Source organism: Roseobacter litoralis Och 149, from assembly GCF_000154785.2.
In the GTDB taxonomy this organism is placed as follows: Bacteria; Pseudomonadota; Alphaproteobacteria; order Rhodobacterales; family Rhodobacteraceae; genus Roseobacter; species Roseobacter litoralis.
Map to the genome: position 1 here is coordinate 1,195,522 of NC_015730.1, position 25,403 is coordinate 1,220,924.

24 protein-coding genes are annotated in these 25,403 nt (G+C 57.5%); 18 read left to right on the plus strand and 6 right to left on the minus strand.

Annotation, left to right across the window (positions count from 1 at the left end):
- Nucleotides 1-72 precede the first annotated feature (72 nt).
- On the minus strand, nt 73-1,845 hold the full coding sequence (locus RLO149_RS05585) for an SLC13 family permease (protein WP_013961103.1): 1,773 nt from the start codon (nt 1,843-1,845) through the stop codon (nt 73-75).
- Nucleotides 1,846-2,301: 456 nt separating this feature from the next.
- Here RLO149_RS05585 and RLO149_RS05590 point away from each other — a divergent pair, with 456 nt between their 5' ends.
- Complete coding sequence (locus RLO149_RS05590; protein ID WP_013961105.1) at nt 2,302-3,042, plus strand: YebC/PmpR family DNA-binding transcriptional regulator; 741 nt, start codon at nt 2,302-2,304, stop codon at nt 3,040-3,042.
- A gap of 66 nt (nt 3,043-3,108) precedes the next feature.
- On the opposite strand, the gene RLO149_RS05595 is transcribed toward RLO149_RS05590, so the two are convergent.
- Nucleotides 3,109-3,363, minus strand: coding sequence for a hypothetical protein (locus tag RLO149_RS05595; RefSeq protein ID WP_013961106.1), 255 nt, complete (start codon nt 3,361-3,363; stop codon nt 3,109-3,111).
- A 192-nt stretch (nt 3,364-3,555) separates the two neighbouring features.
- Between RLO149_RS05595 and RLO149_RS05600 the strand changes: the two genes are divergently transcribed.
- The 7 genes from RLO149_RS05600 to RLO149_RS05630 all read left to right on the plus strand — a co-directional run bounded on the left by RLO149_RS05600 (nt 3,556) and on the right by RLO149_RS05630 (nt 10,760).
- Nucleotides 3,556-4,461, plus strand: coding sequence for a DMT family transporter (locus RLO149_RS05600; protein WP_013961107.1), 906 nt, complete (start codon nt 3,556-3,558; stop codon nt 4,459-4,461).
- Between the two features lie 76 nt (nt 4,462-4,537).
- On the plus strand, nt 4,538-5,113 hold the full coding sequence (betI, locus tag RLO149_RS05605) for a choline-binding transcriptional repressor BetI (RefSeq protein ID WP_013961108.1): 576 nt from the start codon (nt 4,538-4,540) through the stop codon (nt 5,111-5,113).
- A complete protein-coding gene (gene betC / locus RLO149_RS05610) occupies nt 5,110-6,618 on the plus strand; it encodes a choline-sulfatase (protein WP_013961109.1) in 1,509 nt (502 codons plus the stop codon). Before betI ends, betC begins: the two co-directional genes overlap by 4 nt.
- 39 nt (nt 6,619-6,657) lie before the next feature.
- Entirely contained in the window at nt 6,658-8,115 is a 1,458-nt protein-coding gene (betB, locus tag RLO149_RS05615) for a betaine-aldehyde dehydrogenase (protein WP_013961110.1), read from the plus strand.
- Complete coding sequence (locus RLO149_RS05620; protein WP_013961111.1) at nt 8,115-8,360, plus strand: DUF6552 family protein; 246 nt, start codon at nt 8,115-8,117, stop codon at nt 8,358-8,360. The genes betB and RLO149_RS05620 overlap by 1 nt, the downstream gene beginning before the upstream one ends.
- Before the next feature lie 10 nt (nt 8,361-8,370).
- Complete coding sequence (gene betA, locus RLO149_RS05625) at nt 8,371-10,029, plus strand: choline dehydrogenase (protein ID WP_013961112.1); 1,659 nt, start codon at nt 8,371-8,373, stop codon at nt 10,027-10,029.
- An 86-nt stretch (nt 10,030-10,115) separates the two neighbouring features.
- The gene (locus RLO149_RS05630) at nt 10,116-10,760 is read left to right on the plus strand and encodes a thermonuclease family protein (RefSeq protein WP_013961113.1); all 645 of its coding nucleotides are present in this window, start codon (nt 10,116-10,118) and stop codon (nt 10,758-10,760) included.
- Between the two features lie 2 nt (nt 10,761-10,762).
- Here RLO149_RS05630 and RLO149_RS05635 read toward each other — a convergent pair whose 3' ends face one another.
- The 3 genes from RLO149_RS05635 to RLO149_RS05645 form a co-directional block, all read right to left on the minus strand.
- Nucleotides 10,763-12,163 (minus strand): helix-turn-helix domain-containing protein, encoded by a 1,401-nt coding sequence (locus tag RLO149_RS05635; RefSeq protein ID WP_013961114.1) that lies wholly within the window; start codon nt 12,161-12,163, stop codon nt 10,763-10,765.
- 111 nt (nt 12,164-12,274) lie between these two features.
- The gene (locus tag RLO149_RS05640; protein WP_245538128.1) at nt 12,275-13,540 is read right to left on the minus strand and encodes a multidrug effflux MFS transporter; all 1,266 of its coding nucleotides are present in this window, start codon (nt 13,538-13,540) and stop codon (nt 12,275-12,277) included.
- Nucleotides 13,541-13,785: 245 nt separating this feature from the next.
- Nucleotides 13,786-14,007: a hypothetical protein gene (locus RLO149_RS05645; RefSeq protein ID WP_013961116.1), complete on the minus strand. Its 222-nt coding sequence runs from the start codon at nt 14,005-14,007 to the stop codon at nt 13,786-13,788.
- Nucleotides 14,008-14,701: 694 nt separating this feature from the next.
- Here RLO149_RS05645 and RLO149_RS05650 point away from each other — a divergent pair.
- The 5 genes from RLO149_RS05650 (at nt 14,702) to RLO149_RS05670 (ending at nt 19,838) form a co-directional block, all read left to right on the plus strand.
- The gene (locus tag RLO149_RS05650) at nt 14,702-16,234 is read left to right on the plus strand and encodes an acyl-CoA carboxylase subunit beta (protein WP_013961117.1); all 1,533 of its coding nucleotides are present in this window, start codon (nt 14,702-14,704) and stop codon (nt 16,232-16,234) included.
- Nucleotides 16,235-16,342: 108 nt separating this feature from the next.
- A complete protein-coding gene (locus RLO149_RS05655; RefSeq protein WP_013961118.1) occupies nt 16,343-16,735 on the plus strand; it encodes a DUF6497 family protein in 393 nt (130 codons plus the stop codon).
- A 79-nt stretch (nt 16,736-16,814) separates the two neighbouring features.
- A complete protein-coding gene (locus RLO149_RS05660; RefSeq protein ID WP_013961119.1) occupies nt 16,815-17,162 on the plus strand; it encodes a hypothetical protein in 348 nt (115 codons plus the stop codon).
- Nucleotides 17,163-17,475: 313 nt separating this feature from the next.
- Nucleotides 17,476-17,682, plus strand: a complete 207-nt coding sequence (locus RLO149_RS05665; RefSeq protein WP_013961120.1) for a hypothetical protein — start codon at nt 17,476-17,478, stop codon at nt 17,680-17,682.
- A 110-nt stretch (nt 17,683-17,792) separates the two neighbouring features.
- Nucleotides 17,793-19,838 (plus strand): acetyl-CoA carboxylase biotin carboxylase subunit, encoded by a 2,046-nt coding sequence (locus RLO149_RS05670; protein WP_013961121.1) that lies wholly within the window; start codon nt 17,793-17,795, stop codon nt 19,836-19,838.
- A 52-nt stretch (nt 19,839-19,890) separates the two neighbouring features.
- Here RLO149_RS05670 and RLO149_RS05675 read toward each other — a convergent pair whose 3' ends face one another.
- The gene (locus RLO149_RS05675) at nt 19,891-20,346 is read right to left on the minus strand and encodes a DUF4174 domain-containing protein (protein ID WP_044025226.1); all 456 of its coding nucleotides are present in this window, start codon (nt 20,344-20,346) and stop codon (nt 19,891-19,893) included.
- Between the two features lie 99 nt (nt 20,347-20,445).
- Between RLO149_RS05675 and RLO149_RS05680 the strand changes: the two genes are divergently transcribed.
- From RLO149_RS05680 to RLO149_RS05700, 5 genes are read left to right on the plus strand one after another with little or no spacing between them, the layout of a single operon-like run.
- A complete protein-coding gene (locus tag RLO149_RS05680) occupies nt 20,446-21,429 on the plus strand; it encodes a hypothetical protein (protein ID WP_245538129.1) in 984 nt (327 codons plus the stop codon).
- On the plus strand, nt 21,392-23,521 hold the full coding sequence (gene scpA / locus RLO149_RS05685; RefSeq protein ID WP_013961124.1) for a methylmalonyl-CoA mutase: 2,130 nt from the start codon (nt 21,392-21,394) through the stop codon (nt 23,519-23,521). The genes RLO149_RS05680 and scpA overlap by 38 nt, the downstream gene beginning before the upstream one ends.
- Nucleotides 23,518-24,135 carry a VOC family protein gene (locus RLO149_RS05690; protein WP_013961125.1) on the plus strand — a complete coding sequence of 206 codons (618 nt, stop codon included), beginning with the start codon at nt 23,518-23,520 and terminating at the stop codon, nt 24,133-24,135. Before scpA ends, RLO149_RS05690 begins: the two co-directional genes overlap by 4 nt.
- Nucleotides 24,132-24,608: a GNAT family N-acetyltransferase gene (locus RLO149_RS05695; RefSeq protein WP_013961126.1), complete on the plus strand. Its 477-nt coding sequence runs from the start codon at nt 24,132-24,134 to the stop codon at nt 24,606-24,608. Before RLO149_RS05690 ends, RLO149_RS05695 begins: the two co-directional genes overlap by 4 nt.
- 51 nt (nt 24,609-24,659) lie before the next feature.
- Entirely contained in the window at nt 24,660-25,340 is a 681-nt protein-coding gene (locus tag RLO149_RS05700; protein ID WP_013961127.1) for a molecular chaperone DjiA, read from the plus strand.
- The last annotated feature ends 63 nt before the right edge of the window (nt 25,341-25,403 follow it).

A 25,403-nucleotide genomic window follows, 5' to 3' on the forward strand; every position in this document is an offset into this window, starting at 1 on the left:
GGTTCGGCACGACGTCGAAGGATGGCCAAAAAACCTGATCTCAACGAGCGATGCAGACGTTTTTTGCCGTTGCTATAACGGCCAGAACACCAGAATTGCGGGGATACTGACGGCGACGACGATAATCTCCAACGGCAGGCCCATGCGCCAGTAATCCCCAAAGCCGTATCCACCCGGACCCAGTATCAAGGTGTTGTTTTTATGGCCTATGGGCGTCAGAAACGCGCTTGAGGCGGCAACGGCGACGGCCATTAAAAAGGGATCCGGTGACACACCAAGACTTTGCGCCATCTGGATGCCCACAGGGGCTGCGACGATGGTGGTTGCCGTGTTGTTCAGGACGTCAGACAGGCTCATCGTGACAATCATCAGCACCGTCAGAACGGCCCATGCGGGCAGCCCGTTGGTCAAAGACACCAAAGCACCTGCAATTAACTCCGTGCCGCCCGAGCTTTCGAGTGCGGCACCCAGCGGGATCATGGAGCCAAGCAGCACCACAACCGGCCAGTTGATGTGATCATAAAGCTCAGCGAGGGGTATGATCTTTGTCAGGACATAGGCCACGACGACCAGCCCCATGGCAATTGGCAGATACAACAGGCCCACACTGGCCGCAAAGACCGCAGCCCCGAACAAACCTATGGCCAGCCATACTTTTTTGTTGACGGTGACCGCCAGTCCACGATCCGCCAGTGGCAGACAGCCAAGCCAGTCCGCAACATCCGGGCCGCTGTCGCGCGGCACCAGTAGCAACAGAATGTCCCCCGTTTGAATGGGCGTTTGGCGCAGACGTTTGGTCAGGCGCTTGCCACGACGCGACACGCCCAGCAGCACGCTGCGTTGACGCCATGCAAGTCCAATGGCCTGCGCGGTCTTGCCCTGGATGCGCGCGTCTTCCGGCACCACGACCTCGATGATTTCCACACCTTCGCCGGCCGCATTCAGCGCCTCTTCGCGCGTGGCATCTGCGACGGCCAGATCAAGGCTCGAGCGGAATTCATCCAGGGCTTCGGGCGTTGCCTCCAAAACCAGTGCGTCGCCTGCTTCAATAATGGTGTTGCGCGCCTGTCCATAGCGGCGTTTGCCGCCGCGAATAAGGCCGATAATGGCGACATCGGCCTTGTCTGCGGCTTCGGTCAATTCCACAACGCGTTTGCCGATTTGTTTGTTTCCGTCGGGCACTGTCAATTCGGCGATATATTGTGAAATATCATTGCTTTGCCCTGCATCCGTTTCGCGATTGGGGATTAACCGCCAGCCAATTAGCGACACAAATGCCAGCCCCGCGATGGCCGCGGCACCGCCGACGGGGGCGAAATCAAACATCGCGAATGGCGCGCCGAGACTTTCTTCACGGATTGCAGCGATGATGATGTTGGGCGGCGTGCCGATCAGCGTGACCATGCCGCCAAGGATTGTCGCGAAACTCAGCGGCATCAGGCTCAACCCGGGGGTACGACCCGCCTTGCGGGCGGTCTGTATGTCGACCGGCATCAACAGGGCGAGGGCGGCCACATTGTTCATGAAGGCTGACAAAACCCCGCCGATGGCCCCCATAAGTGCGATGTGCGCGCCCAGACTGCGCGACGCGTCCACCAAAGTGCGTGTTATGAGAAAAACCGCACCAGATCGCACCAGACCCGCCGAGACAACAAGCACCAATGCCACGACCAGCGTGGCCGGGTGCCCAAAGCCTGAGAACGCGTCCTGCGTGGGCACAACGCCCAAAACGACGCCAATCAACAGGGCAGAAAAGGCAACAATATCATATCGTAAACGCCCCCATAACAGCATGGCGAAAACTGCAGCAAAAAGGGAAAAGAGGATGATTTGTTCGGTTGTCATAACCTGCCGATCTACGCATAGGCGGTCCCGGGGGGGAAGGGGGAATATGCCGAATGTTGCTCCACGATCGGATCAACGGACCACTCGGGCATTTGGCGCGGGGGGCGGTCGGGCGGATCTGGGGTGTGTTGGTCTTTTTCGGCTGTCGATGACATCTGTGCGCAATTTGGCAGGCAAATAAGTGTCCAACGCCCAACATCCCAAAGGCCAACCGCAAGTCTTGACGTAGATGACCGCGCGAAATCTGGTTTAATCACAAGCGTTTAAACCTCTCCCGCGCGGTAAAATGCGTTAACCCGTACCGTTGGAGCGAGGCTGAAACGCGTTTATGGTTATGTGAGATTTGAACGCCTGCGGCAGGGTAAAATGCGCAGGTTTGGAGGCCGTGGCCTTGCCCCTTCTGGCGCTCCTGTTTTATAGAATGCGCTCACGCTGAAGTCAGGGACGGAAAACCACATGGCAGGCCACTCAAAATGGGCAAACATCCAGCATCGCAAAGGGCGTCAGGACGCCGTGCGGGCAAAGCTCTTTTCCAAACTCAGTAAGGAGATCACAGTTGCTGCAAAAATGGGCGATCCTGATCCTGAGAAAAACCCGCGTTTGCGATTGGCTGTAAAAGAAGCCAAATCGCAGTCCATGCCGAAGGATAACATTGACCGCGCGATCAAGAAATCGCAGGTGGGTGACGGCGACGAATACGAAGAAATCCGCTATGAGGGATATGGCCCGAACGGTGTGGCGGTCATTGTGGAAACGATGACGGACAATCGCAACCGTACCGCCTCCACCGTCCGCTCGACTTTTACCAAAAACGGCGGGAACCTCGGTGAGACAGGCAGTGTCGGTTTTATGTTCGACCGCAAAGGCGAGGTGACCTACCCGGCCGAGGTGGGCGATGCAGATACGGTGCTGATGGCGGCAATTGAAGCCGGGGCAGAGGATGTCGAAAGCTCAGAGGATGGTCACATCATCTGGTGTGCTGATACGGACCTGAATGAGGTTGCGACGGCGCTTGAAGCTGAGTTGGGCGAAAGCGAGTCAACCAAGCTGGTGTGGAAGCCAACGACCACAACGGAAATGGACCTTGAGGGGATGCAAAAACTGATGCGCCTGATCGACGCTTTGGAGGATGACGACGACGTGCAGCGTGTCACCGCCAATTTTGAAGCCTCTGACGAGGTGATGGAGCAGATCTAAGACGGCCAACAAACGACACAGGCGCCGTCGTACATCCGGGGGCAGAGCCAACACGTGGCCCTCACATCAGCCGGATGTACTTTGCCCGGTCAGCATCGTTCGGGCCATTTGCGTCCATGATTGGGCTGGCCCTTTGTGGTTCATGTTCCGTGCACGGCCAACACGTTTCATCAACTGCTTGATGTCTGTCAGTTTGCGCCGCGCGCCTGTACCGCCTGCCTCGCTCTGGACAGCCAGAATTTTCTTTTGCGTGTGCAGCGCTGCCTCGATCATGTCGATGTCTTTCGACGTCAGATCGAGACGGTTCAGATTTTCAAACATCAGGCCTCCCTTTTACTCTTAACAAGATATGGTCATTTACAATCTATACGCCAATCATCCCTGATCAGATTTATGTGATTGGAGTTTCATGGATAAAGTATCCGTGAACGGAACGACGTAGCTCAGACCAATGAGCGCGGTGTTTTCAGATATCCCCCTTGCACTACTTCACTACGAAGGTGTCTATGGCGCATGTCCATGACCAAGACCTCTCAACCCCTGACCGGCATTTTCTGGATGCTCGTGACGGGTGTGTGTTTCATCTCCGTTACGGCGCTGGTGAAGTTCATGGGCACCGGGCTGCCGCCGGCACAGATGGCTTTCTTGCGGTATCTGCTCGGGCTTGTTTTTCTGATCCCGGCCATCGGGGCCTTGCGGGCCGCGCATCTGACCCCGCGCCAATGGAAACTCTTCGGGTTTCGCGGCGTGATCCACGGGCTTGGTGTGATTTCATGGTTCTACGCCATGACGCGCATTCCGCTCGCGGATGTCACTGCGATGAATTACCTCGCCCCGATTTATGTGACCATTGGGGCCGCCGTGTTTCTTGGCGAAAAGCTGGCCTTTCGGCGCATTGCCGCTGTCGTGATGGCGCTGATCGGGGCGTTCATTATCCTGCGGCCCGGGTTTCGTGAAATCAGCAGCGGGCATTTTGCCATGCTGTTTACGGCCCTTGCTTTTGGCGCGTCTTATCTCACGGCAAAGGTCACGGCGGATGAGGTCAAACCATCTGTGGTCGTGGCCATGTTGTCGATTTTCGTCACCATCGTGCTGGCACCCTTTGCGCTGATCGACTGGGTGACACCGACCCTTTGGGAGCTGTTTTTGCTCTTTTGCATCGCCTGCTGTGCCGTGGCGGGCCACTATACCATGACGCTCGCCTTTGCCGCAGCGCCGGTCACCGTCACGCAGCCTGTCACCTTCACGCAGCTGATCTGGGCAGTGCTCTTGGGATATTTCGCCTTTGGTGAGGCGGTGGACATCTGGGTGGTGGTCGGCGGTGTTGTGATCCTGTCATCCGTCACCTTCATCACTTGGCGCGAAGCGGTGCTCAAGCGCAAACCGACAACACCGGCGCTGAACGAGACCAAAGGATAGCGTCGGTTTTTTATTGATTGACGGATCAATAAAAATCCTTTTAGGGATGGCTTGTGTGGTCAGACCCGGAGGAAAAATGCCAAAAGTTGGAATGGAACCGATCCGTCGGACGGCCTTGGTCAATGCCACCATCGCTGAGATAGGCGCGCGCGGATCGCTGGATGTCACCGTTGGTCAGATTGCGAAACGCGCAGGCATGTCCACCGCACTGGCGCATCATTACTTTGGCGGCAAGGACCAGATATTTCTGGCGGCGATGCAACAAATCCTGCGCGATTTCGGAACAGAGGTGCGCCGCAGTCTGCGTGCTGCCCCGACACCGCGCGCCCGCGCGGAGGCGTTGATCAACGCCAGCTTTGCGCCGTCCTGTTTTACGCCATCAACCATCAGCGCATGGATGACGCTTTATGCCTCGGCCGCGACAAATCCCGATACACTGCGGCTGTTGCGGGTCTATCAACAGCGCCTTCAATCTAACCTCATTCACGCCTTGCGCCCGATTTCGCCCGATCCGGTTGCGCATGCAGAGGTGATCGCCGCGCTGATAGATGGTCTATACCTGCGCGCCGCCCTGTCGCGTTCAAAAAGTGCCGCCGCCGCGCGCGATACCGCTCTTGCCATGCTGTCAACCTTGCTGGAGCGCCCCGCATGAGCAAGCCGAACGTCCTGATCCTGATGGTTGACCAGCTGAACGGCACCCTTTTTCCCGATGGCCCTGCGGACTGGCTGCATGCGCCAAACCTGAAAAAGCTCGCCGCGCGCTCAACACGGTTCAAAAACGCCTATACCGCCAGCCCCCTGTGTGCGCCAGGACGTGCCGCGTTCATGTCGGGTCAATTGCCCTCAGCCACCGGCGTTTATGACAATGCCGCCGAATTCTGTTCCTCGATCCCGACCTATGCGCATCATCTGCGGCGGGCGGGGTATCAGACCTGCCTGTCGGGCAAGATGCATTTTGTCGGCCCCGATCAGTTGCACGGCTTCGAAGAGCGCCTGACCACAGATATCTACCCGGCGGATTTTGGCTGGACCCCGGATTATCGCAAGCCGGGCGAGCGTATCGACTGGTGGTATCACAATATGGGCTCGGTCACGGGCGCGGGTGTGGCCGAGATTTCCAACCAGATGGAATATGATGACGAGGTGGCCTTCAACGCGACCCGCAAACTCTACGATCTGTCACGCGGGGCGGATGCGCGCCCCTGGTGTCTGACGGTCAGCTTCACCCATCCGCATGACCCTTACGTGGCGCGCAAGAAATACTGGGATCTCTACGAGGATTGTGCGCATCTTCAGCCTGAGGTCGCGGCCTTTGACTACGCCGATCAGGACCCGCACAGCCAGCGCATTTTCGATGCGAATGACTGGCGCAGCTTTGACATCACGAAACGCGATATCGAACGGTCCAGACGCGCGTATTTTGCCAATATCAGTTACCTCGACGACAAAATCGGTGAAATCCTGCAAACGCTGGAAGACACGCGGCAGGAGGCGATCATCCTCTTTGTCTCGGATCATGGCGATATGCTGGGCGAGCGTGGTTTGTGGTTCAAGATGTCCTTTTTCGAGGGATCCTCACGGGTGCCGCTGATGATCTCTGCGCCGCAAATGGAACCGGGGCTGCAGACAACGGCGGTGTCCAATATCGACGTCTGTCCGACGCTCTGTGACCTTGCGGGCGTGTCAATGGACGAGGTGATGGCATGGACCACCGGGGTGTCGCTGGTGCCCATGGGGCAGGGAGTCGAACGCACAGAACCCGTTGCGGTGGAATATGCAGCGGAAGCCTCCTATGCTCCGATGGTGTCCCTGCGCTATGGCCAGTGGAAATACAACAAATGTGTCCTCGATCCCGAACAACTGTTCGATCTGGAAAGCGATCCTCATGAGCTGCAAAACCTTGCGCAGCACCCGGATCATCAGGGTACGGTGTCGGCCCTGCGCAGCAAAGCGGAGGCCCGCTGGAATCTCGACGCCTTTGATGCAGACGTGCGCAAAAGTCAGGCGCGCCGCTGGGTCGTTTATGAAGCTTTGCGTGAGGGCGGGTATTACCCGTGGGACTATCAGCCCCTGCGCGCCGCATCCGAGCAATACATGCGCAATCACATGGACCTCAACATCCTTGAAGACAGCAAACGGTTTCCGCGCGGTGAGTAACCACGCCCAAAACTCCCCTCACCGAAGGCAACACAGCTGATGAGCTATCCAACCCAACCCACCGCCAGCCATTTCATCAACGGGCAATATGTCGAAGATACCGATGGCGCACCGATTGAGGTCATTTACCCCGCAACCGGTGAGGTGATCGCAACGGTGCATTCCGCAACGCCTGCGATCATCGATGCAGCACTGGATGCGGCGCGGAGCGCACAGGCCGCATGGGGCGCCATGACAGGCACCGAACGCGGGCGCATCCTGCGCCGTGCTGCGGACATGATGCGCGCGGCCAACCATGACCTCAGCGTGCTGGAAACCTATGACACCGGAAAACCCTATCAGGAAACATCGGTGGTCGATGCAACAAGCGGTGCGGATGCGCTGGAATACTTCGGCGGTATGGCGGCAACGCTGACGGGCGAACATATCCCGCTGGGCGAGGATTGGGTCTATACCCGCCGGGAACCCTTGGGCGTGTGTGTCGGCATCGGTGCCTGGAACTACCCCACGCAGATCGCTTGCTGGAAGGGCGCGCCAGCGCTGGCCTGCGGCAATGCGATGGTGTTCAAACCGTCCGAGACGACGCCGCTATGCGCCCTGAAGGTGGCCGAAATTCTGCATGCTGCAGGCCTGCCCGAGGGGCTCTACAATGTGATTCAGGGTCTGGGCGACGTGGGGGCTGCTTTGGTCAGCGATGCGCGGGTCGACAAGGTGTCCCTGACCGGTTCTGTGCCGACCGGGCGCAAGGTCTATGCCGCAGCGGCTGCTGGCATCAAACACGTCACGATGGAGCTTGGCGGTAAATCCCCGCTGATCATATTTGACGATGCTGATCTGGAAAACGCGGTCAGCGGTGCGATCCTTGGGAATTTCTATTCGTCGGGGCAGGTCTGTTCCAACGGAACGCGCGTTTTCGTTCACAAAGCCATCAAACACGCCTTCCTCAAGCGCCTGTCAGAGCGGTTGGCGACAGCAGTCATCGGCGACCCGATGGACCCGCAAACCAGCTTTGGACCGATGGTCTCAGAGCGGCAAATGTCCATCGTGCTGGACTACATTGCGAAAGGGCAGGCGGAGGGCGCGCGCCTTGTCTTTGGCGGCGCGCGGATGGACCGCGAGGGGTTTTATGTGCAACCCACCGTTTTTGCGGATGTGCATGATGACATGATCATCGCGCGGCAGGAAATCTTTGGCCCCGTCATGGCGGTGCTCGATTTCGATGACGAGGCAGATGTGCTCGCCCGCGCCAATGACACCGAATTTGGCCTTGCTGCCGGGGTATTCACTTGCGATCTGACCCGTGCGCATCGCATCGCAGCCGGGTTCCAAGCAGGCACCTGCTATATCAACACATATAATGACGCGCCGGTGGAGGCCCCATTTGGGGGCTCGAAAGCGTCTGGCGTGGGGCGCGAAAATTCCAAAGCGGCCATCGAACACTATAGCCAGATCAAATCGGTTTACGTCCGCATGGGCGATCTGGAGGCCCCTTTCTGATGACCAATACACCCGAAAAAACAGCAGGCTACCAAGCTGTCGATATCGTCAAGTGGATCGCCACAATTGTGCAACTCATCGGCTATGGGCTGACCGGGCTCAACATCGTGCCATGGAACGTTTTCGCGTTCTTCATCGGCATTCTGCTGTGGCTGGCCGTTGGCGTGATGTGGAAAGACAGGGCGATCATGGTCGTCCATATCGGCGCGTTTCTTTCCTTGTTCATCGGCTATCTGAACGCCTGAGGATCACGTGATGCAAGCAGATTTCGTTATTGTGGGGGCGGGCAGCGCAGGCTGCGCGATGGCATACCGCCTGTCTGAGGCAGGGGCATCCGTCATTGTCATCGAACATGGGGGGACAGACGCCGGGCCACTCATCCAGATGCCCGCAGCACTTTCCTATCCGATGAACATGAAACGCTATGATTGGGGCTATACTTCGGAACCTGAGCCGCATTTGGGCGGGCGCAGGCTCGCTTGCCCGCGCGGCAAGGTGATCGGCGGCTCATCCAGTATCAACGGTATGGTCTATGTCCGTGGCCATGCGATGGATTTTGACCATTGGGCAGAGCAGGGCGCGCAGGGCTGGTCCTATGCGGATGTGCTGCCTTATTACAAACGGATGGAGCATTGGCACGATGGCGGCCACGGGGGGGACCCTGCGTGGCGCGGCACCGATGGGCCGCTGCATGTCAGCCGGGGGTCAAGGCAAAACCCGCTGTTCAAAGCCTTTGTGCAGGCCGGGGTCGAGGCAGGCTATCAGGCGACCGACGACTACAACGGTCATAAGCAGGAGGGTTTCGGCCCGATGGACCAAACGGTCTGGGGCGGGCGGCGCTGGTCTGCGGCAAACGCCTATCTACGGCCCGCCTTGAAGCGCGACAACTGTACACTGGTGAATGGCCTCGCGCAGCGGGTGATATTCGAAGGGCGCCGGGCGCGTGGCGTCGAAATCCTGCAGGGTGGCACGACCAAGGTCATCCGCGCGTCGCGTGAGGTCGTGCTTGCGTCTTCGTCCATCAATTCGCCCAAATTGCTGATGCTGTCGGGTATCGGTCCCGCTGCGCATCTGGCGGAGCATGGGGTTGAGGTGATCGCAGATCGCCCCGGCGTGGGGCAGAACCTGCAGGACCACCTGGAACTCTACCTGCAGATGGCCTCGAAACAGCCTATAACGCTCTATCGATATTGGAACCTGTTTTCCAAAGCCAGGATCGGCGCGCAATGGCTGTTTACAAAGACCGGCATGGGATCGTCCAACCAATTCGAGAGCGCGGCATTTATCCGCTCTCAGGCGGGTGTGCCCTATCCCGATGTACAATATCATTTCCTGCCAATCGCCGTGCGCTATGACGGTAAAGTCGCCGCCGAAGGTCACGGGTTTCAGGCCCATGTGGGGCCGATGCGGTCAAAATCGCGGGGGTCTGTCACGCTGGCCTCGGCTGATCCGGCTGACGCACCGAAAATAGCTTTCAACTACATGTCTCACGAGGATGACTGGGAGGATTTCAGACGCTGCATCCGCCTGACCCGCGAGATTTTCGCGCAGGACGCGTTCAAGCCTTTTGTCAAACATGAGATCCAGCCGGGTGCCGCCGTGCAGTCCGATGACGCCTTGAATGACTTCATCTCGGAACATGTGGAAAGCGCCTATCATCCTTGCGGAACATGCCGGATGGGGCGCGCCGATAATGCGCATGCTGTTGTGGACCCGCAGGCCCGTGTGATCGGTGTCGAGGGGCTACGCGTCGCGGACAGCAGCATTTTTCCCCGGATCACCAACGGCAACCTGAACGCGCCCTCTATCATGGTCGGCGAAAAAGTGTCGGATCACCTGCTGGGCAAGGATGCATTGGCGCGCGGCAATGATCGGGTGTGGATGCATCCGGACTGGCAGCACGCACAGCGCTAAGGTTTGGTTAACCTTGGTTAAGGTGAAATCTTGTTCTGACCGCTTAGGATACACATCTTTACCTCATGGTGAGGTGGATTTTGAGCATGCTGACTGCGGTTGCAGTTTGCACGGGTGTGTCGTGTGCGGTGGCGGGTACCGTGGGCGTTATTCGTGTGATCGATGGTGACACGCTGGACGTGGGCGGTACGCGGGTACGATTACACGGAATAGATGCGCCCGAAACCGATCAGACCTGCACGACAGCGCGCGGCGATATCTGGCGCTGCGGTGCTTGGGTCAGCCAAACCGTCGCGGCGCGTTTTGCCGGAAAAACAGCCAGCTGCGTGTCATTGGATACCGACCGCTATGGTCGGATGGTGGCAAGCTGTCAGGTCGATGGGCAAGACATCGCGGCAAACCTCGTGACTGATGGGCTGGCATTCTCGTATCGGCGATATTCTGACGCCTATGTCGCCGTCGAACGCAAAGCGGCGGCACGTGCCATTGGGCTACACGCCAGCCGCGTTCAGCCCCCGGCAGAGTTTCGCAAATCACGCGCGCGCGCTCAAACGGCGCCTGATGGTGCGTGCCGGATCAAGGGCAACATCTCGTCCAACGGAACGCGCATTTATCATGTGCCGGGTCAGCATCATTACGACCGGACCCGTATTCGCACTCAAAAAGGCGAACGGTGGTTCTGTTCGGCGGCTGAGGCGCGCGCCGCGGGTTGGCGTGCAGCGCGACGCTAGGGCTATTCAATGCTGTAAGGCAGAACATCCCGCAGGTTTGGATCGACCTTAAGCTGTCGTTCCAGCGGCGGTACGGCGCGTTGATGGCAGGTGGTCCGCTCGCAAATCCGGCAGGAAATACCGATCGGTTCAAAGGCGTGATCCGTCGTTAAATCCATGCCGTCCGCATAGACCAGATCGCGCGCGTGGCGGATTTCGCATCCCAACGCAATGGCATAGCGCCGCACGGGCGCACCGAACCGCCCGCCGGGTTTTGTCACATCACGGGCAAGGCTGATGTAGCGTACCCCGTCTGGTGTTTCCGCCAACTGGCGCAAAAACCGACCGGGCAATTCAAAGGCACGGTGCACATTCCACAAGGGGCAAGCGCCGCCAAACCGAGCGAATTGCAGCCGCGTGGCCGAGTGGCGTTTCGTGATCGTGCCCGCCTGATCCACCCGCACGAAAAAGAACGGGATACCTTTTGATCCGGGGCGTTGCAGCGTTGAGAGCCGATGCGCCACTTGCTCAATCGACGCGCCAAAATGACCCGCGAGGACTTCAAGGTCATGCCTGCATTCTGCGGCAACCTGTTGAAATTTCGTATAGGGCATCAGGGCAGCACCCGCGAAATAATTGGCAAGACCGATCTTGGCGATGGCCCGTGCTTCTGTGGTGTGAAATCTGGCAAGGTCCAGCGTCGCTTCAAGCAGGGCATCCTGTTTGATCAATGCGACCTGCAACAGCAGTTGAAATGTCTGGCTTTCAGCGGGTGCCCTGCGCGACAGGGTCAGCTTTTTCGCAGCCTCATCGTATAGTCGAAGCCGATCCGTTTCTGCAAATTCTACCGTGACATCGCTATTGCCGAGGGTGGCGACGGCTGCGACACGGATGTTGCGATGGGTGCCCTGTTTCGTGGCAAAATGCTCAGCCGCGCGATCCACGGCGTCGATGTAATTGTCACAATAATGAAAGAAGTCGCGCACCTCTTCCCAAGGGCTCGGTGTGGCCCTCGCATCTTCACGCCCTAATGCCTCGTCCAGCGAAGCCAGTCGTTCCTGCATCTGTCGATAGTTGCGATGCAATTTCAGAAAGGCATGCGCAAAGGTCGGCGCGTTGGATGCTGCAAGCCGCAGATCCGCGAGGGGCGGCAGAGTTTCAGCAAAAACCGGGTCGGCCAGCGCTTCGCGCATGTCGCTGACCAGCCGTTCGCTGTCGCCCTCGCTGAGTTCTGTGACATCCAGACCAAACTCCTGCGCCAAGGCGAGCACAACCGTTGTCGACACAGGGCGGTTGTTGTTTTCCATCTGGTTGAGATAGGGCAGGGACACGCCCAGCTTGGCGGCAAAGTCCTTTTGTGTATGGCCGATACGGGTGCGCAGCTCACGCAGCTTGGCCCCCGCGTATAGTTTTTGTGTGGCCATGAAGCGCTCTTTCCGACGTATTTGCAAGTGGGTCGAGTCGGCAAAGGCTAACTTTGCAAACCTGCTGACGCAAGGTGCGCTATCATGGTTAACGCTTGCCTAACCATCGCTTCAAAAAGGGCTGTTTTGGCGGATCAGACGGCGTTCGCGTGCATAAACTGCCAGAATTGAGACAACGGCTGCGAGGGCCGTCGCAAGCATGATGTAAAGCAGTGGAAAAGCACCGCTGCTTTCGTTCAATGTCGCACCTGCCAGCGCGCTTAATGCGGCACCGCCGCCAATCATGATGGCCCCGCCAAGCCCTGATGCAGTTCCTGCCAGATGCGGGCGCACCGACAACATGCCAGCCGTCGCATTGGGGATCACAAGGCCGTTGCCCAATCCGACGAATGTCATGAGGCCGAAAAAGCTCATCGGGCTTCCCGCGCCCACAAGGAAGATGAGCAAAGACAGTGCCACGCCGAGGGCATTGATCAAGGCACCAATCAAGATAAGCGTGTTGATCCCGACCCGTTGCGCGAACATTCCGGTGAACATATTACCAAAGAAATACCCGATTGCGGGCGCGCCAAAGAAAATGCCAACCCAGAAAGGCGTCATACCAAACACCACGGACCCCACGAAAGGTCCGCCGCCCAGATAGGCGAAAAACGCGCCAGAACAAAAACCCGCCGCCAGCGAATAGCCCCAGAACCTCGGAGAGGTGAGGAGTTCGGGGTATTCGGCGAATTGTGCGGTCAGGGTCTTGCCGCTTTTGACGGCCGTTTCCCCCATATCCGCCCATGCGACCCAGAGCATGAGCGCGCCGAGGATGAACAGGGCCCAGAAGTTGGCCTCCCATCCGAACATCTGGTCGAGGATTCCGCCAAACATCGGGCTGACCATGGGCACCACCGCCATCCCCATCGTGACATAGCCGATCATGGAGGCCGCCTGATCCTGTTCGAACATATCGCGCACAGCCGCACGGCTGAGCACCATCGCCACAGCGACCACCGCCTGACACATACGAAAGAACAGGAACACTTCGACGTTGGGTGCATAGATACAGCCCAGCGTGGCGAGCAGAAAGCCACCCAGACCCACCAGAATAACAGGCCTGCGTCCGAATTTGTCAGACACCGGCCCCAGAAACAGCTGCAACACCCCGCTGATGCCGAGATAGAGCGCAACAGAAAGCTGCATGATCCCGTAATCCGTGTCAAAATGCGCCGTCATGCGCGGCAAACTCGGCAGGAACATGTTCATGACAATAGCAGACATGCCTGCCAGCAGGATCAGCGTCGAAATGTGCGGAGGTGTGGTCCGATCAAAGAAACGGACGACGGGCAATTCGGTCATAGCGGTTTTGTAGGTCAGCGCTCGCGGCTTGTCCATCGACAGTCCCGACATCTGCCGCCCCCGATGTGGCACTGCCGGATGTGGTGGCTTTTCGGCTGCCGAATTCGCAGGTTCCCCTTATCGGTTGCTTGGCCCCTGAAACTCGTGATCCGATTGTGGTCGCACACGGCTTTGTGCATCCGGCGTCATGGTGCCAGCTTAGGCCGCACACTTGCGAAAGACGTCACCGGTTTATCTCTGGTAAGCGCCGCTTTTCTCTGACGCGACGGGGATCTGTGCGGTCAAAACACAGTCTGGATGACCTTCACCGACGTGACCGTCGGGTGGCAGAGGTCGATGTAGTGGCTGCTGAGGCGGCGCAAGCACTGGGTCAAGGCGTTCAAAATCGATGCAGGGCGATAAATCGCACCGGCAAACCCACCTGCCGGGTCACTCAAGCCACCGAACTGTACCTGCACGAAAGCACTGTCGCGTTCGCCTTTTGGAGCACCGGGAAAAAGCATCTCGTTGTGGCCAAAGCCATAGAGATCAGTCGTAACAAAGAGCGCAATCCCTTACTCCATTGCCGCGTGGATCGTGGCAAGGCTCTCGTCCTAGTTGGCTGAGATGGAGCGACCACTGAGCGAAGTCGCGATGACCGATCATCGACAACGTGTGCCGACCGGCCGGGCGCTTGAGACAGATGGTGCCGCCACTCAACACAATTCAAAAAGCAGTTTTTATAAAAGTGATTGCCTCGCCGTCTTTTGAGGCTGACCCGATCTGATCACTGGCGCGTCTGAGAAGCGCAGCGTTATATACATTGCACGTACCGAGCAAAACGCAGGTCCCCGTTCAGCGCAAACAATGCCAAGCCCAAAATATTAGCGCTGCGAAGTTTAGGACCGTCAGCCTGAACAGTTGTGCCGTAAGCTCCCGTCAGAACAAGGGGTCGCGCAGGGTGTGGTTTTCTTAAGTATTTGAGAAACAAATGGTGGTACAATTCCAACGGTCACTGGCATTGTTCTGAAATGAACAAATTGCTCGAGCAAAAGGCGACCTCATACGGACCCGTAAACGCGTTCTACGAGACACGCGGCTTCGCAAGTTTGCAGTTTGCAATGTGCATCGTGAATAAAATTTGCAAATTTGCCGTTTTATCCTTCGATTCTGATCCTCATTTCGGTAGAAGTTCGAAAACCAAAAATGGGGTCCAAAATGAAAGACATCCTTGAGCAACTCGAAGACCGGCGGGCAGCTGCCCGATTGGGTGGCGGGCAAAATCGGATCGATGCACAGCATGGCCGCGGTAAACTAACTGCACGCGAACGTGTGGATCTTTTGCTGGACGAGGGCAGCTTTGAAGAATTTGACATGTTTGTCACGCACCGCTGTACCGATTTCAACATGCAGGATCAAAAGCCTGCAGGCGATGGTGTTGTCACAGGATGGGGAACGATCAACGGACGGGTCGTCTATGTCTTTAGTCAGGATTTCACCGTTCTTGGCGGGTCTGTGTCGGAAACGCATTCGAAAAAGATCTGCAAGATCATGGATATGGCGATGCAGAATGGGGCCCCGGTAATCGGTATCAATGATTCCGGCGGTGCGCGTATTCAGGAAGGCGTCGATTCCCTTGCAGGGTATGGAGAGGTTTTCCAGCGCAACATCATGGCGTCAGGCGTTGTTCCGCAGATCAGCCTGATCATGGGGCCCTGCGCAGGCGGCGCGGTGTATTCCCCGGCGATGACGGACTTCATCTTTATGGTGAAAGACAGCTCATATATGTTCGTGACGGGGCCTGATGTGGTCAAGACGGTCACGAATGAACATGTCTCCGCAGAAGAGCTAGGCGGGGCAACGACGCATACCCGCAAATCATCTGTCGCAGATGCCGCGTTTGAGAACGACGTCGAAGCGCTGGCAGAAGTGCGTCGCTTGGTCGACTTTTTGCCTCTGAACAACCGCGAAAAACCCCCGGTGCGGCCCTTCTTTGATGACCCGGACCGGATTGAACCCTCGCTTGACACGCTTGTTCCCGACAATCCGAACACGCCCTATGACATGAAAGAGCTGATCCATAAATTGGCGGACGAGGGCGATTTTTACGAAATTCAGGAAGAGTTTGCAAAAAACATCATCACGGGCTTCATTCGTCTTGAGGGTCGCACGGTAGGTGTTGTTGCAAACCAGCCGCTTGTTCTGGCGGGCTGTCTGGATATTGACAGTTCACGCAAAGCGGCGCGCTTCGTGCGCTTTTGCGACGCTTTCGAAATCCCGTTGCTCACGTTGATTGATGTGCCCGGCTTTTTGCCCGGCACCAGTCAAGAATATGCTGGTGTGATCAAGCATGGTGCCAAGCTGCTTTACGCGTATGGTGAAGCAACGGTTCCGATGGTGACAGTCATCACGCGCAAAGCCTATGGCGGTGCCTATGTGGTGATGTCATCCAAGCACCTGCGCGCAGATTTCAACTACGCCTGGCCAACCGCTGAAATCGCGGTGATGGGGGCAAAAGGGGCCACTGAGATTATTCACCGTGCCGATTTGGGCGACGCTGAGAAAATCGCGCAACATACGTCTGACTACGAAGAGCGTTTTGCCAATCCCTTTGTCGCCTCTGAGCGGGGGTTTGTGGATGAGGTGATCCAGCCGCGCAGCACCCGAAAGCGTGTCGCTCGTGCCTTTGCGTCATTGCGAAACAAGTCGGTGCAAATGCCGTGGAAAAAACACGACAATATACCCCTGTAAGGTGTTGTGAATTATGATTTTTCATAATTTTCCTGAAGCACTGGAAGATGTATCGCCGTCTTCCCGCGGCGTTCAGGTCGATGGCTGGATGGCGATGACGGGGCGGATATGTCTGTTGCGGTGATAATATCAGATCTGGGCGGAGTGGTTCACCAAAACGCATCCGTGCAGGACGTGCCCTCTGGTCAGGTCATTGATCTGTTTGAAGTACTGATCGATCAGGTGGGTGAAGAAGCCTGGCTGCGCTTTCGGTTCCTGGCGCCGGGCATCGGTCGAAACGAATTCGATCTGTCATTTGCGCAGGTGGAGGGTGACTTTGAGCATTTGTGCAATACGGTAGCGCTGCCTTACATGCAGCAGTTTGCGCTGGATACAGATGTGATTTCGATCGCGATGATGAACCGGCCGTTGGAGTTTGGCGAGTCGGATGCGCAAGCTACTCAATACGTTGAAGCGTTTCGCGTGGTTGATGGTGCCTGTGCGTGGAAGGATTTGTGGTGATGGAGCGGTGCCAGCGGTTCAGGCGTTTAAAAACGCCCTATGCGAAACGTGACGTGACACATAATATAAGTGGCGTAATATGCTGAAACACAAAGGGTTTCCAGGTCGACTTCCGGGAACGGATTATCACTTCACGTTGCGCAGGTTTAACCCTCGCGGCGTGACGCCATTGTCCCGTCGTGAACGGTTTCATGACCGGAAACCGGCGGATCGTCGTGCTGATGCTGCGTTTTTCAAAGCGCTGTGGTTGCATTTTGGCGCGGAGCCTTTCGAGCGTGGGAATCTCGATGCGGGTCGGCTGTCTTGGCTTTTTGGGCGAGAGGTGATTGCCGCGACTGATCCGTTTGATCCTGCGAGCTACGAATCCATGTTGGTCATCGACGAAAACGTGGCACGTTCATCTTTCCCGGAGGCATTCGAGCAATGATCGGCATGATCTCGCCTGAACACGTCCCGGAGCGGCGGGTCTTGGCCTGCGCGCCAATTTTTTCGGAATTTCTGCTTTATTTTTCAACCGAGGCGTGTATCGATAGGAGGGCAGGTGCTTGCGCATATCCCCGTACGGCACCTGTGTACACTATTCGTACCCCTTCCCCTGACGGGCAACGCGGCGCTTTTTTGCCTTCGTTGCCCGTCTTTTTGAGTACGCTGCGCATCTGTGGTATTGTGTCAGTGAGGCAGTGGAAAAACACATCTGTCCCACCCGAAGAACAAAAAAACAATCTCAGAGGAATTCGAGAATGCAGATCAAAGCAATTGCGTTTGTCATGGCGGCAGGTTTCAGTCTTGCGGCCTGCGGCGATTCAATCGGTGAACAGGCCGTCGGGGGGGCTGCCATCGGCGCCGGTGCGGCGGTCATCACAAACAACGGTCTTGCCAAGGGGGCGGCGCTTGGCGCGGGCGCAAACGTGCTTTTCTGCCAGCTCAGCCCCGGTCAGTGTAACTAAAACCCACACCCAAGTTCCGACGCAGAAACCGCGCGAGCCTCGCTTGCGCGGTCCTTTGTCGTGTCTTGGCGTCATCCAGAAATATTCGTCCTGCTACAGAAAGACTTCACATGTTCAATAAGATCCTGATTGCCAACCGCGGAGAAATTGCCTGTCGTGTCATCAAGACTGCGCGGAAGATGGGAATAACCACTGTAGCGGTCTATTCCGACGCGGACCGGCAGGCGTTGCATGTCCAGATGGCGGATGAAGCGGTGCATATCGGGCCGCCGCCTGCAAACCAGTCCTACATCGTGATCGACAAAGTCATGGAAGCGGTCAAGGCGAGCGGCGCTCAGGCGGTTCATCCGGGCTATGGCTTTTTGTCCGAGAACGCCAAATTTGCGCAGGCGCTTGAGGCGGCGGGCGTTGCTTTTGTCGGGCCGCCCGTAGGTGCGATCGAAAAGATGGGCGACAAGATCACATCAAAGAAGATCGCGCAGGAGGCCGGAGTGAGCACCGTGCCGGGTTATATGGGCCTGATTGAAGACGCAGAGGATGCGGTTAAGATATCCAATCAGGTTGGATACCCGGTGATGATCAAGGCGTCCGCAGGTGGCGGCGGCAAAGGCATGCGGATCGCCTGGAATGACGATGAAGCGCGCGAGGGATTTCAGTCATCAAAAAATGAGGCGGCGAACTCCTTTGGCGATGACCGCATTTTCATCGAAAAATTCGTCACACAGCCGCGGCACATCGAAATTCAGGTGCTCTGCGACACCCATGGTAACGGCATCTATCTGGGCGAGCGGGAATGTTCGATCCAGCGCCGCAACCAGAAAGTCGTCGAAGAAGCCCCAAGCCCGTTTCTGGACGAGGCCACCCGCAAGGCCATGGGTGAACAGGCCGTCGCTCTGGCGCAGGCGGTCGGATATGCCTCGGCGGGCACGGTTGAGTTCATTGTGGATGGGGACAAGAATTTCTATTTCCTCGAAATGAACACGCGGTTGCAGGTGGAGCATCCAGTGACCGAATTGATCACCGGTGTTGATCTGGTCGAACAGATGATCCGTGTGGCCAATGGTGAAAAGCTGTCGATCACGCAGGACGATGTCACGCTGACCGGCTGGGCGATTGAAAACCGGCTTTATGCCGAAGACCCCTATCGCGGGTTCCTGCCGTCCATCGGGCGGCTGACGCGCTATCGTCCGCCGGCGGAAATCGCGGCAGGGCCATTGCTTGAGCAGAAAACATGGCAGGGGGATGCCCCGGCGGGCGAGATGGCCGTGCGCAATGACACAGGCGTCTATGAGGGCGGCGAGATCAGCATGTATTACGATCCGATGATCGCCAAACTATGCACTTGGGCGCCGACGCGGGCAGAAGCCATTGAGAAGATGCGCGTTGCGTTGGACAGTTTCGAGGTTGAAGGCATCGGGCATAACCTGCCGTTCCTGTCGGCGGTCATGGATCATCCCAAATTCGTGTCGGGGGAAATGACCACGGCCTTTATCGCCGAAGAGTACCCGGATGGGTTTGAAGGGGTCGACTTGCCTGAGGCTGAGTTGCGCCGCATTGCAGCGGCTTGCGCCGCGATGCACCGGGTGGCTGAAATCCGTCGCGCGCGGGTGTCTGGCCGCATGGACAACCACGAACGCAAGGTCGGCAGCGACTGGAATGCGCATCTTCAGGGCCATTCGTTTGATCTCAAGATTGACGCGGATCAGGACGGTGCGACGGTGTTGTTCGAGGATGGTGAAGGCCTGCGTGTTTCCGGCCAATGGACACCGGGGGATCAATTGGCCGAGATGACGGTCGCAGATGCGCCGTTAATCCTGAAGGTTGGCAAGGTGTCGGGGGGCTTTCGCATCCGCACACGCGGCGCGGATATCAAGGTTCATATTCGCACGCCGCGACAGGCGGAACTGGCGCGCAAGATGCCTGAGAAACTGCCGCCGGATACATCGAAAATGCTGCTCTGCCCGATGCCGGGTCTGATGGTCAAACTGGACGTTGCCGTCGGGGACGAGGTGCAGGAAGGTCAGGCGCTGTGCACAATCGAGGCGATGAAGATGGAGAACATCCTGCGTGCGGAACGCAAAGGCACCGTGACCAAGGTGAATGCCGACGCAGGTGACAGTCTTGCGGTGGATGATGTGATCATGGAGTTCGAATAAACGCGATGCCTGAGTGTCCGTCGCCGCAGATTTTCAGGAAAGATGCCGCGCGCTACCCTTCGGCGGCGCGCGCTTTTTCCTCGCGGATTTCGCGTTGGCGGATGGGCATCTTGTCAATGCTGCGGCTGACTTCACGCACATCCAAGGGGAAAGGTTTGCGCACGTTGACCGTGCCCTCTTTGTTGATCAGGACCAGCATGAAATTACGCGGGCGCAGTTTGCGCCGCAGGTCTGACAGCGGTTCGGGGTTGGTATCGGTGATCACGACGACGTCGCGCGCCATTAATTCGTCGGGCCTTTCGCGCAAAAGCTTCATTTGTTCGACGAAGGCAGGGTCCAGATCCGAATCTGCAAAAACGACCACTGGTCTTTTTTTCCACTTGAATTGTTTCAAATCCACTTCATCCATGGAAAAGAACAGTTGTTCGCTCGCAGGTACCTCGCCATTCTCGGCACTCAGGGGAGAGGCAAAAAGGGCTGCTAAAACAAAGGGTAATAGTGTTTTCATTGTGTCTCCTGTTGCAGCTAATATAGGCCGGTTTTTTCAAGATGCGATGGTGTTGTCGTGCAAATTTGGCATTAAAACTGCAGCAACGGATTTGGTGTAATGCAAACAGGTACCCCAATACCCCGGCCGACAGGGGCGGCCTATGCTCAGCGGGTCAATTGCGCTATGGACATCATTCTGCATATCGGGGCGCATCGCACCGGCACTGCAAGTTTTCAGGACTATCTGCGCCGCCATGTTGGGGAACTGTCGGCGCGCCAAATTGCGTGTTACGAACCGGTCAGGGCCAAAGACGGCGCGCCCACGCAGGGGCTTGCGATGGGAGATGTGAATGTTTCGGTTTCTGCGCAAAGCCAGATGGATCAAGCCCGCCAAAAGGACATGCAATCCATGCTGCTCAGCGATGCCGACATGCTCGGAACGCTGGCGCAGAATGTTGAAAAGCGAAGTCTTTATCCCGCAGCGGGCGTTGGTCTGAAGCGGCTTGCTGCTGCGTTGGACATCGAAATATCCACTGTTTTGGTGAGCATTCGCAGTCTCGAACTATATTGGTGTTCGGCGCTCGCGCATGGTATTTCCCAAGGGCTGGAGGTGCCTGAGCGTAACGCTTTGGCACAAATCGCGCATGCAACGCGCGGCTGGCGTGATGTGATAACTGATATTTCGGATGCCCTGCCGCAGACAAAGATCGCCGTTTTGCCTTTTGAGAAATTCATCGGGCGACCCGATGCGGTCTTGGCGCGGGGGGCTGGTTTGGATGCGCCTTTCGATACACAGCGGTCATGGTTGAACCGCATGCCGACCCTGCCTGATCTGCGGCGGGTGTTGAATGATCGCGGTGCCGCTTCGGCGGACTTGCCCTTTGGCATGGGACGCTGGAACCCATTTACAAATGAAGAGCATGCGGCCCTGCGGGAAGTCTATGCCGATGATATGATGTGGTTGACGGCGGGCGCTGACGGCCGCGCCACGCTGATAGAGGATCGTCATCCGGAAAGAGCAGGGTCAACCCTGCCGCGGTTGACACAAAACAAAGGACAACAAGATGAGCTCGACAAAAGACAACTGGCGCGCCCTGGCTGAAGCTGAATTGCGCGGCCGCCCGATTGACGACCTGACGTGGCGCACGCTTGAAGGGATCGACGTCCAGCCGATCTATACCGAAGAAGACCTGGCTGACGTCAAACACCTTGGCTCAACGCCCGGCGCGGCACCTTATACAAGGGGCGTAAAGGCGACGATGTATGCGGGACGTCCCTGGACCATCCGGCAGTATGCAGGATTTTCCACGGCAGAAGAATCCAACGCCTTTTACCGTCAGGCGCTGGCCAATGGGCAGCAGGGTGTTTCGGTGGCCTTTGATCTAGCGACGCACCGCGGTTATGACAGCGACCACGAACGTGTTGAGGGCGACGTGGGCAAGGCGGGCGTGGCGATCGACAGCATTGAGGATATGAAAATCCTCTTTGACGGCATCCCGCTTGATAAAGTGTCCGTTTCCATGACGATGAATGGTGCGGTAATCCCGATCCTTGCGAACTTTATCGTCGCTGGTGAAGAGCAGGGACACGACCGCGCGGTGCTTTCGGGGACGATCCAGAACGATATCCTCAAGGAATTCATGGTGCGCAACACCTATGTCTATCCGCCCGAACCTTCGATGCGGATCATCGCGGATATCATCGAATATACCTCTGCCGAGATGCCGAAATTCAACTCGATCTCCATCTCCGGCTATCACATGCAGGAGGCGGGGGCGAACCTCGTGCAGGAACTTGCCTTTACCCTAGCCGATGGACGCGAATACGTCCGCGCCGCGATTGAGCGGGGCATGGATGTGGACAAATTCGCCGGACGGCTCAGTTTCTTTTTCGCCATTGGCATGAACTTTTTTATGGAAGCGGCCAAGCTGCGCGCCGCGCGCTTGCTCTGGTCGCGGATTATGGAGGAGTTCGAACCGAAAAACCCCAAATCCTCGATGTTGCGCACCCATTGCCAGACCTCCGGCGTGAGCCTGCAGGAACAAGACCCCTATAATAACGTGATCCGCACCGCCTATGAAGCGATGAGCGCGGTCTTGGGGGGCACACAATCCCTGCATACCAATGCACTGGATGAAGCGATCGCGCTGCCCACCGAAAACTCAAGCCGCATTGCCCGTAACACCCAGTTGATTTTGCAGGAAGAAACGGGTGTGACCAATGTGGTCGATCCCTTGGCCGGGTCCTACTATGTCGAAAAGCTGACCCATGATCTGGCCGAGGCGGCGTGGCAGTTAATCGAAGAGGTTGAGGAAATGGGCGGCATGACTAAGGCCGTGGCCAGCGGCATGCCCAAATTGCGCATCGAAGAGGCCGCCGCCACCCGTCAGGCCAACATTGACCGGGGCACCGAAGTGATTGTCGGGGTCAACAAATACCGCCGCGACAAAGAGGACCTGATCGATATTCTGGACATCGACAACGCCGCTGTGCGTCAAAGCCAGATTGCGCGGTTGGAAAAGGTGAGAGAGGCGCGGGACAGCGCCGCGTGTGACGCCGCCCTCGAAGAGTTGAGCCGCCGCGCTGCGGAAGGTGGCAACCTTTTGGAAGCCGCAATTGAAGCCGCCCGCGCCCGCGCGACAGTAGGAGAGATCAGCATGGCGATGGAAAAAATATTTGGCCGTCACAGAGCCGAAGTAAAAACCCTCGCGGGTGTCTATGGCGCGGCCTATGAGGGGGATGAAGGCTTTGCCGCCATCCAGAAATCGGTCGAGGCCTTTGCCGAAACCGAAGGGCGCAGGCCCCGTATGCTGGTCGTGAAAATGGGTCAGGACGGGCATGACCGCGGGGCCAAGGTGATCGCGACCGCTTTCGCCGACATCGGCTTTGATGTGGACGTTGGACCGCTCTTTCAAACGCCTGCCGAGGCGGCGCAGGACGCAGTTGACAACGATGTGCATGTGATCGGGATCAGCAGCCAGGCGGCGGGCCACAAGACACTGGCACCGCAATTGGTGAGCGCCCTGAAAGAAGCGGGTGCGGAGGATATTCTGGTGATCTGCGGGGGGGTGATCCCGCAGCAGGATTACCAGTACCTCTATGATGCGGGGGTCAAGGCTATTTTCGGCCCCGGTACGAACATCCCCAAAGCTGCGCAGGACATTCTCAAACTGATAGCACAGGCGCGCCATTGATCACTTTTGACCACATTGCCATCGCTGGTGAAACGCTGGAGGCGGCGCGCGCTTACGTCGAAGACGCGCTTGGCGTGACCCTTCAAGACGGGGGCGCGCATGATGTGTTTTTCACGCATAACGCATTGCTCGGCCTTGAAGACGGGCTTTATCTTGAGGCGATTGCCATCAACCCGCATGCGCCACAGCCAGATCGACCAAGGTGGTTTGATCTGGACCGTTTCAAGGGCGCGCCGCGTCTGACAAACTGGATATGTCGGACGGATGACCTGCCCAATACGCTGGAAAAGCTGCCGGCGGGGTTCGGAACGCCGGTCGCTTTGAAACGGGGTGATTTGCGCTGGCAGATGGCGGTGCCGCAAGACGGTATCCTGCCATTTGATAATTGCGGCCCGGCTTTGATCGAATGGCAATCCGCGCCGCATCCGGCGGAACGGCTGCGGCCCAGTGACATCACACTGCGCCGTTTGACGATCACGCATCCACAGGCGGACGGTCTGAACGGCGTGCTGAGGGGGCACATGCAGGACGACCGTATCGTGATCGAAACCGGCCCTGTGGGCATGCATGCAGAATTTGACACACCGCACGGGTTGCGTACACTCGGGTCATGATCAGGCCCGCGTCACCGGAGGACAGTTCAGCCATTGTCGCCTTGTGGAATTGGATGATCCAAGACACATTGGCGACTTTCACCACCACGACAAAGACGCGGGCAGAGCTTGAAACCCGGATTACCGCGCAGCCTTCGCAGTTTTATGTCGCGGAAAACAAGGGCGTTTTTGCAGGTTTCGTGACCTTCGGCCCGTTTCGACCCGGGCCGGGCTATGCAGCCACGGTCGAACATACCATCATCATCGATCCAAAGGCGCATGGGTTTGGTATCGGGCGCGCGCTCATGGCGCAGGCTGAAACCGCTGCCCACGCGGCTGGTAAAAAGGTCATGATTGGCGCGATCAGCAGTCACAATCCGGCGGCGATCAAATTTCATGAAAGGCTGGAGTACATGAAGGTTGGGCATCTTCCCGGAGTTGGGCACAAACAGGGGCACTGGCTAGACCTCATTCTCATGCAGAAAAACCTCTGATAGCTGCGTTGATGGCCTGACAGTCCGCACCGCAGGGGCTATGGTCTGCCCATGTCTATTTGGTCCCGTATTACTGACGCGCTTTCCGCCCTCACAGCTGGCGAAGGGCTGTCGGCCGTTTTTGACCGGCTGCGCAGCCCGCCTGAACGGTCAGTGGCCTTTACGATTGCTGTGATTGCCTTGGGGGCCAAGATGGCCAAGGCGGACGGGCGGGTAACCCGCGATGAAGTAACCGCATTTCGCGAAGTTTTTCGTATCGCTGCGCAGGATGAGGCCGGGGCGGCCAAGGTGTTCAACCTTGCACGTCAGGATGCGGCGGGCTTCGAAGAATATGCACAGCGCATCGGCACCATGTTCAGCGGGCAGCCGGAAACACTGCGCGATCTTCTCGAGGGGTTGTTTCATATCGCAATGGCGGATGGCTTTTATCATCCCAACGAGAACGCTTTTCTGGAAAAGGTGACCAGCATTTTTGGCATACCGAAATCTGAATTCAGTACGCTGCGAATGAGATTTGCGCCCGATGCGCCACAGGACCCCTACACCGTACTGGGCGTCACACCGGACACGCCGATCGAGGAAATACGCCAGGTGTTCCGGCGCCTTGTGCGCGAAAATCACCCAGATGCCATGATCGCGCGCGGTGTGCCCGAAGAAGCGTTGCAACTTGCGCAAAAACGCATGTCTGACATCAATAAAGCATGGGACGATATACGTGCGGAAAACGGCTGATGTGCTTATATGGTTAAGGTTCCGTAGGGTGGCGCCGTCCCTGCGCAATCGTATGTCGCCGGG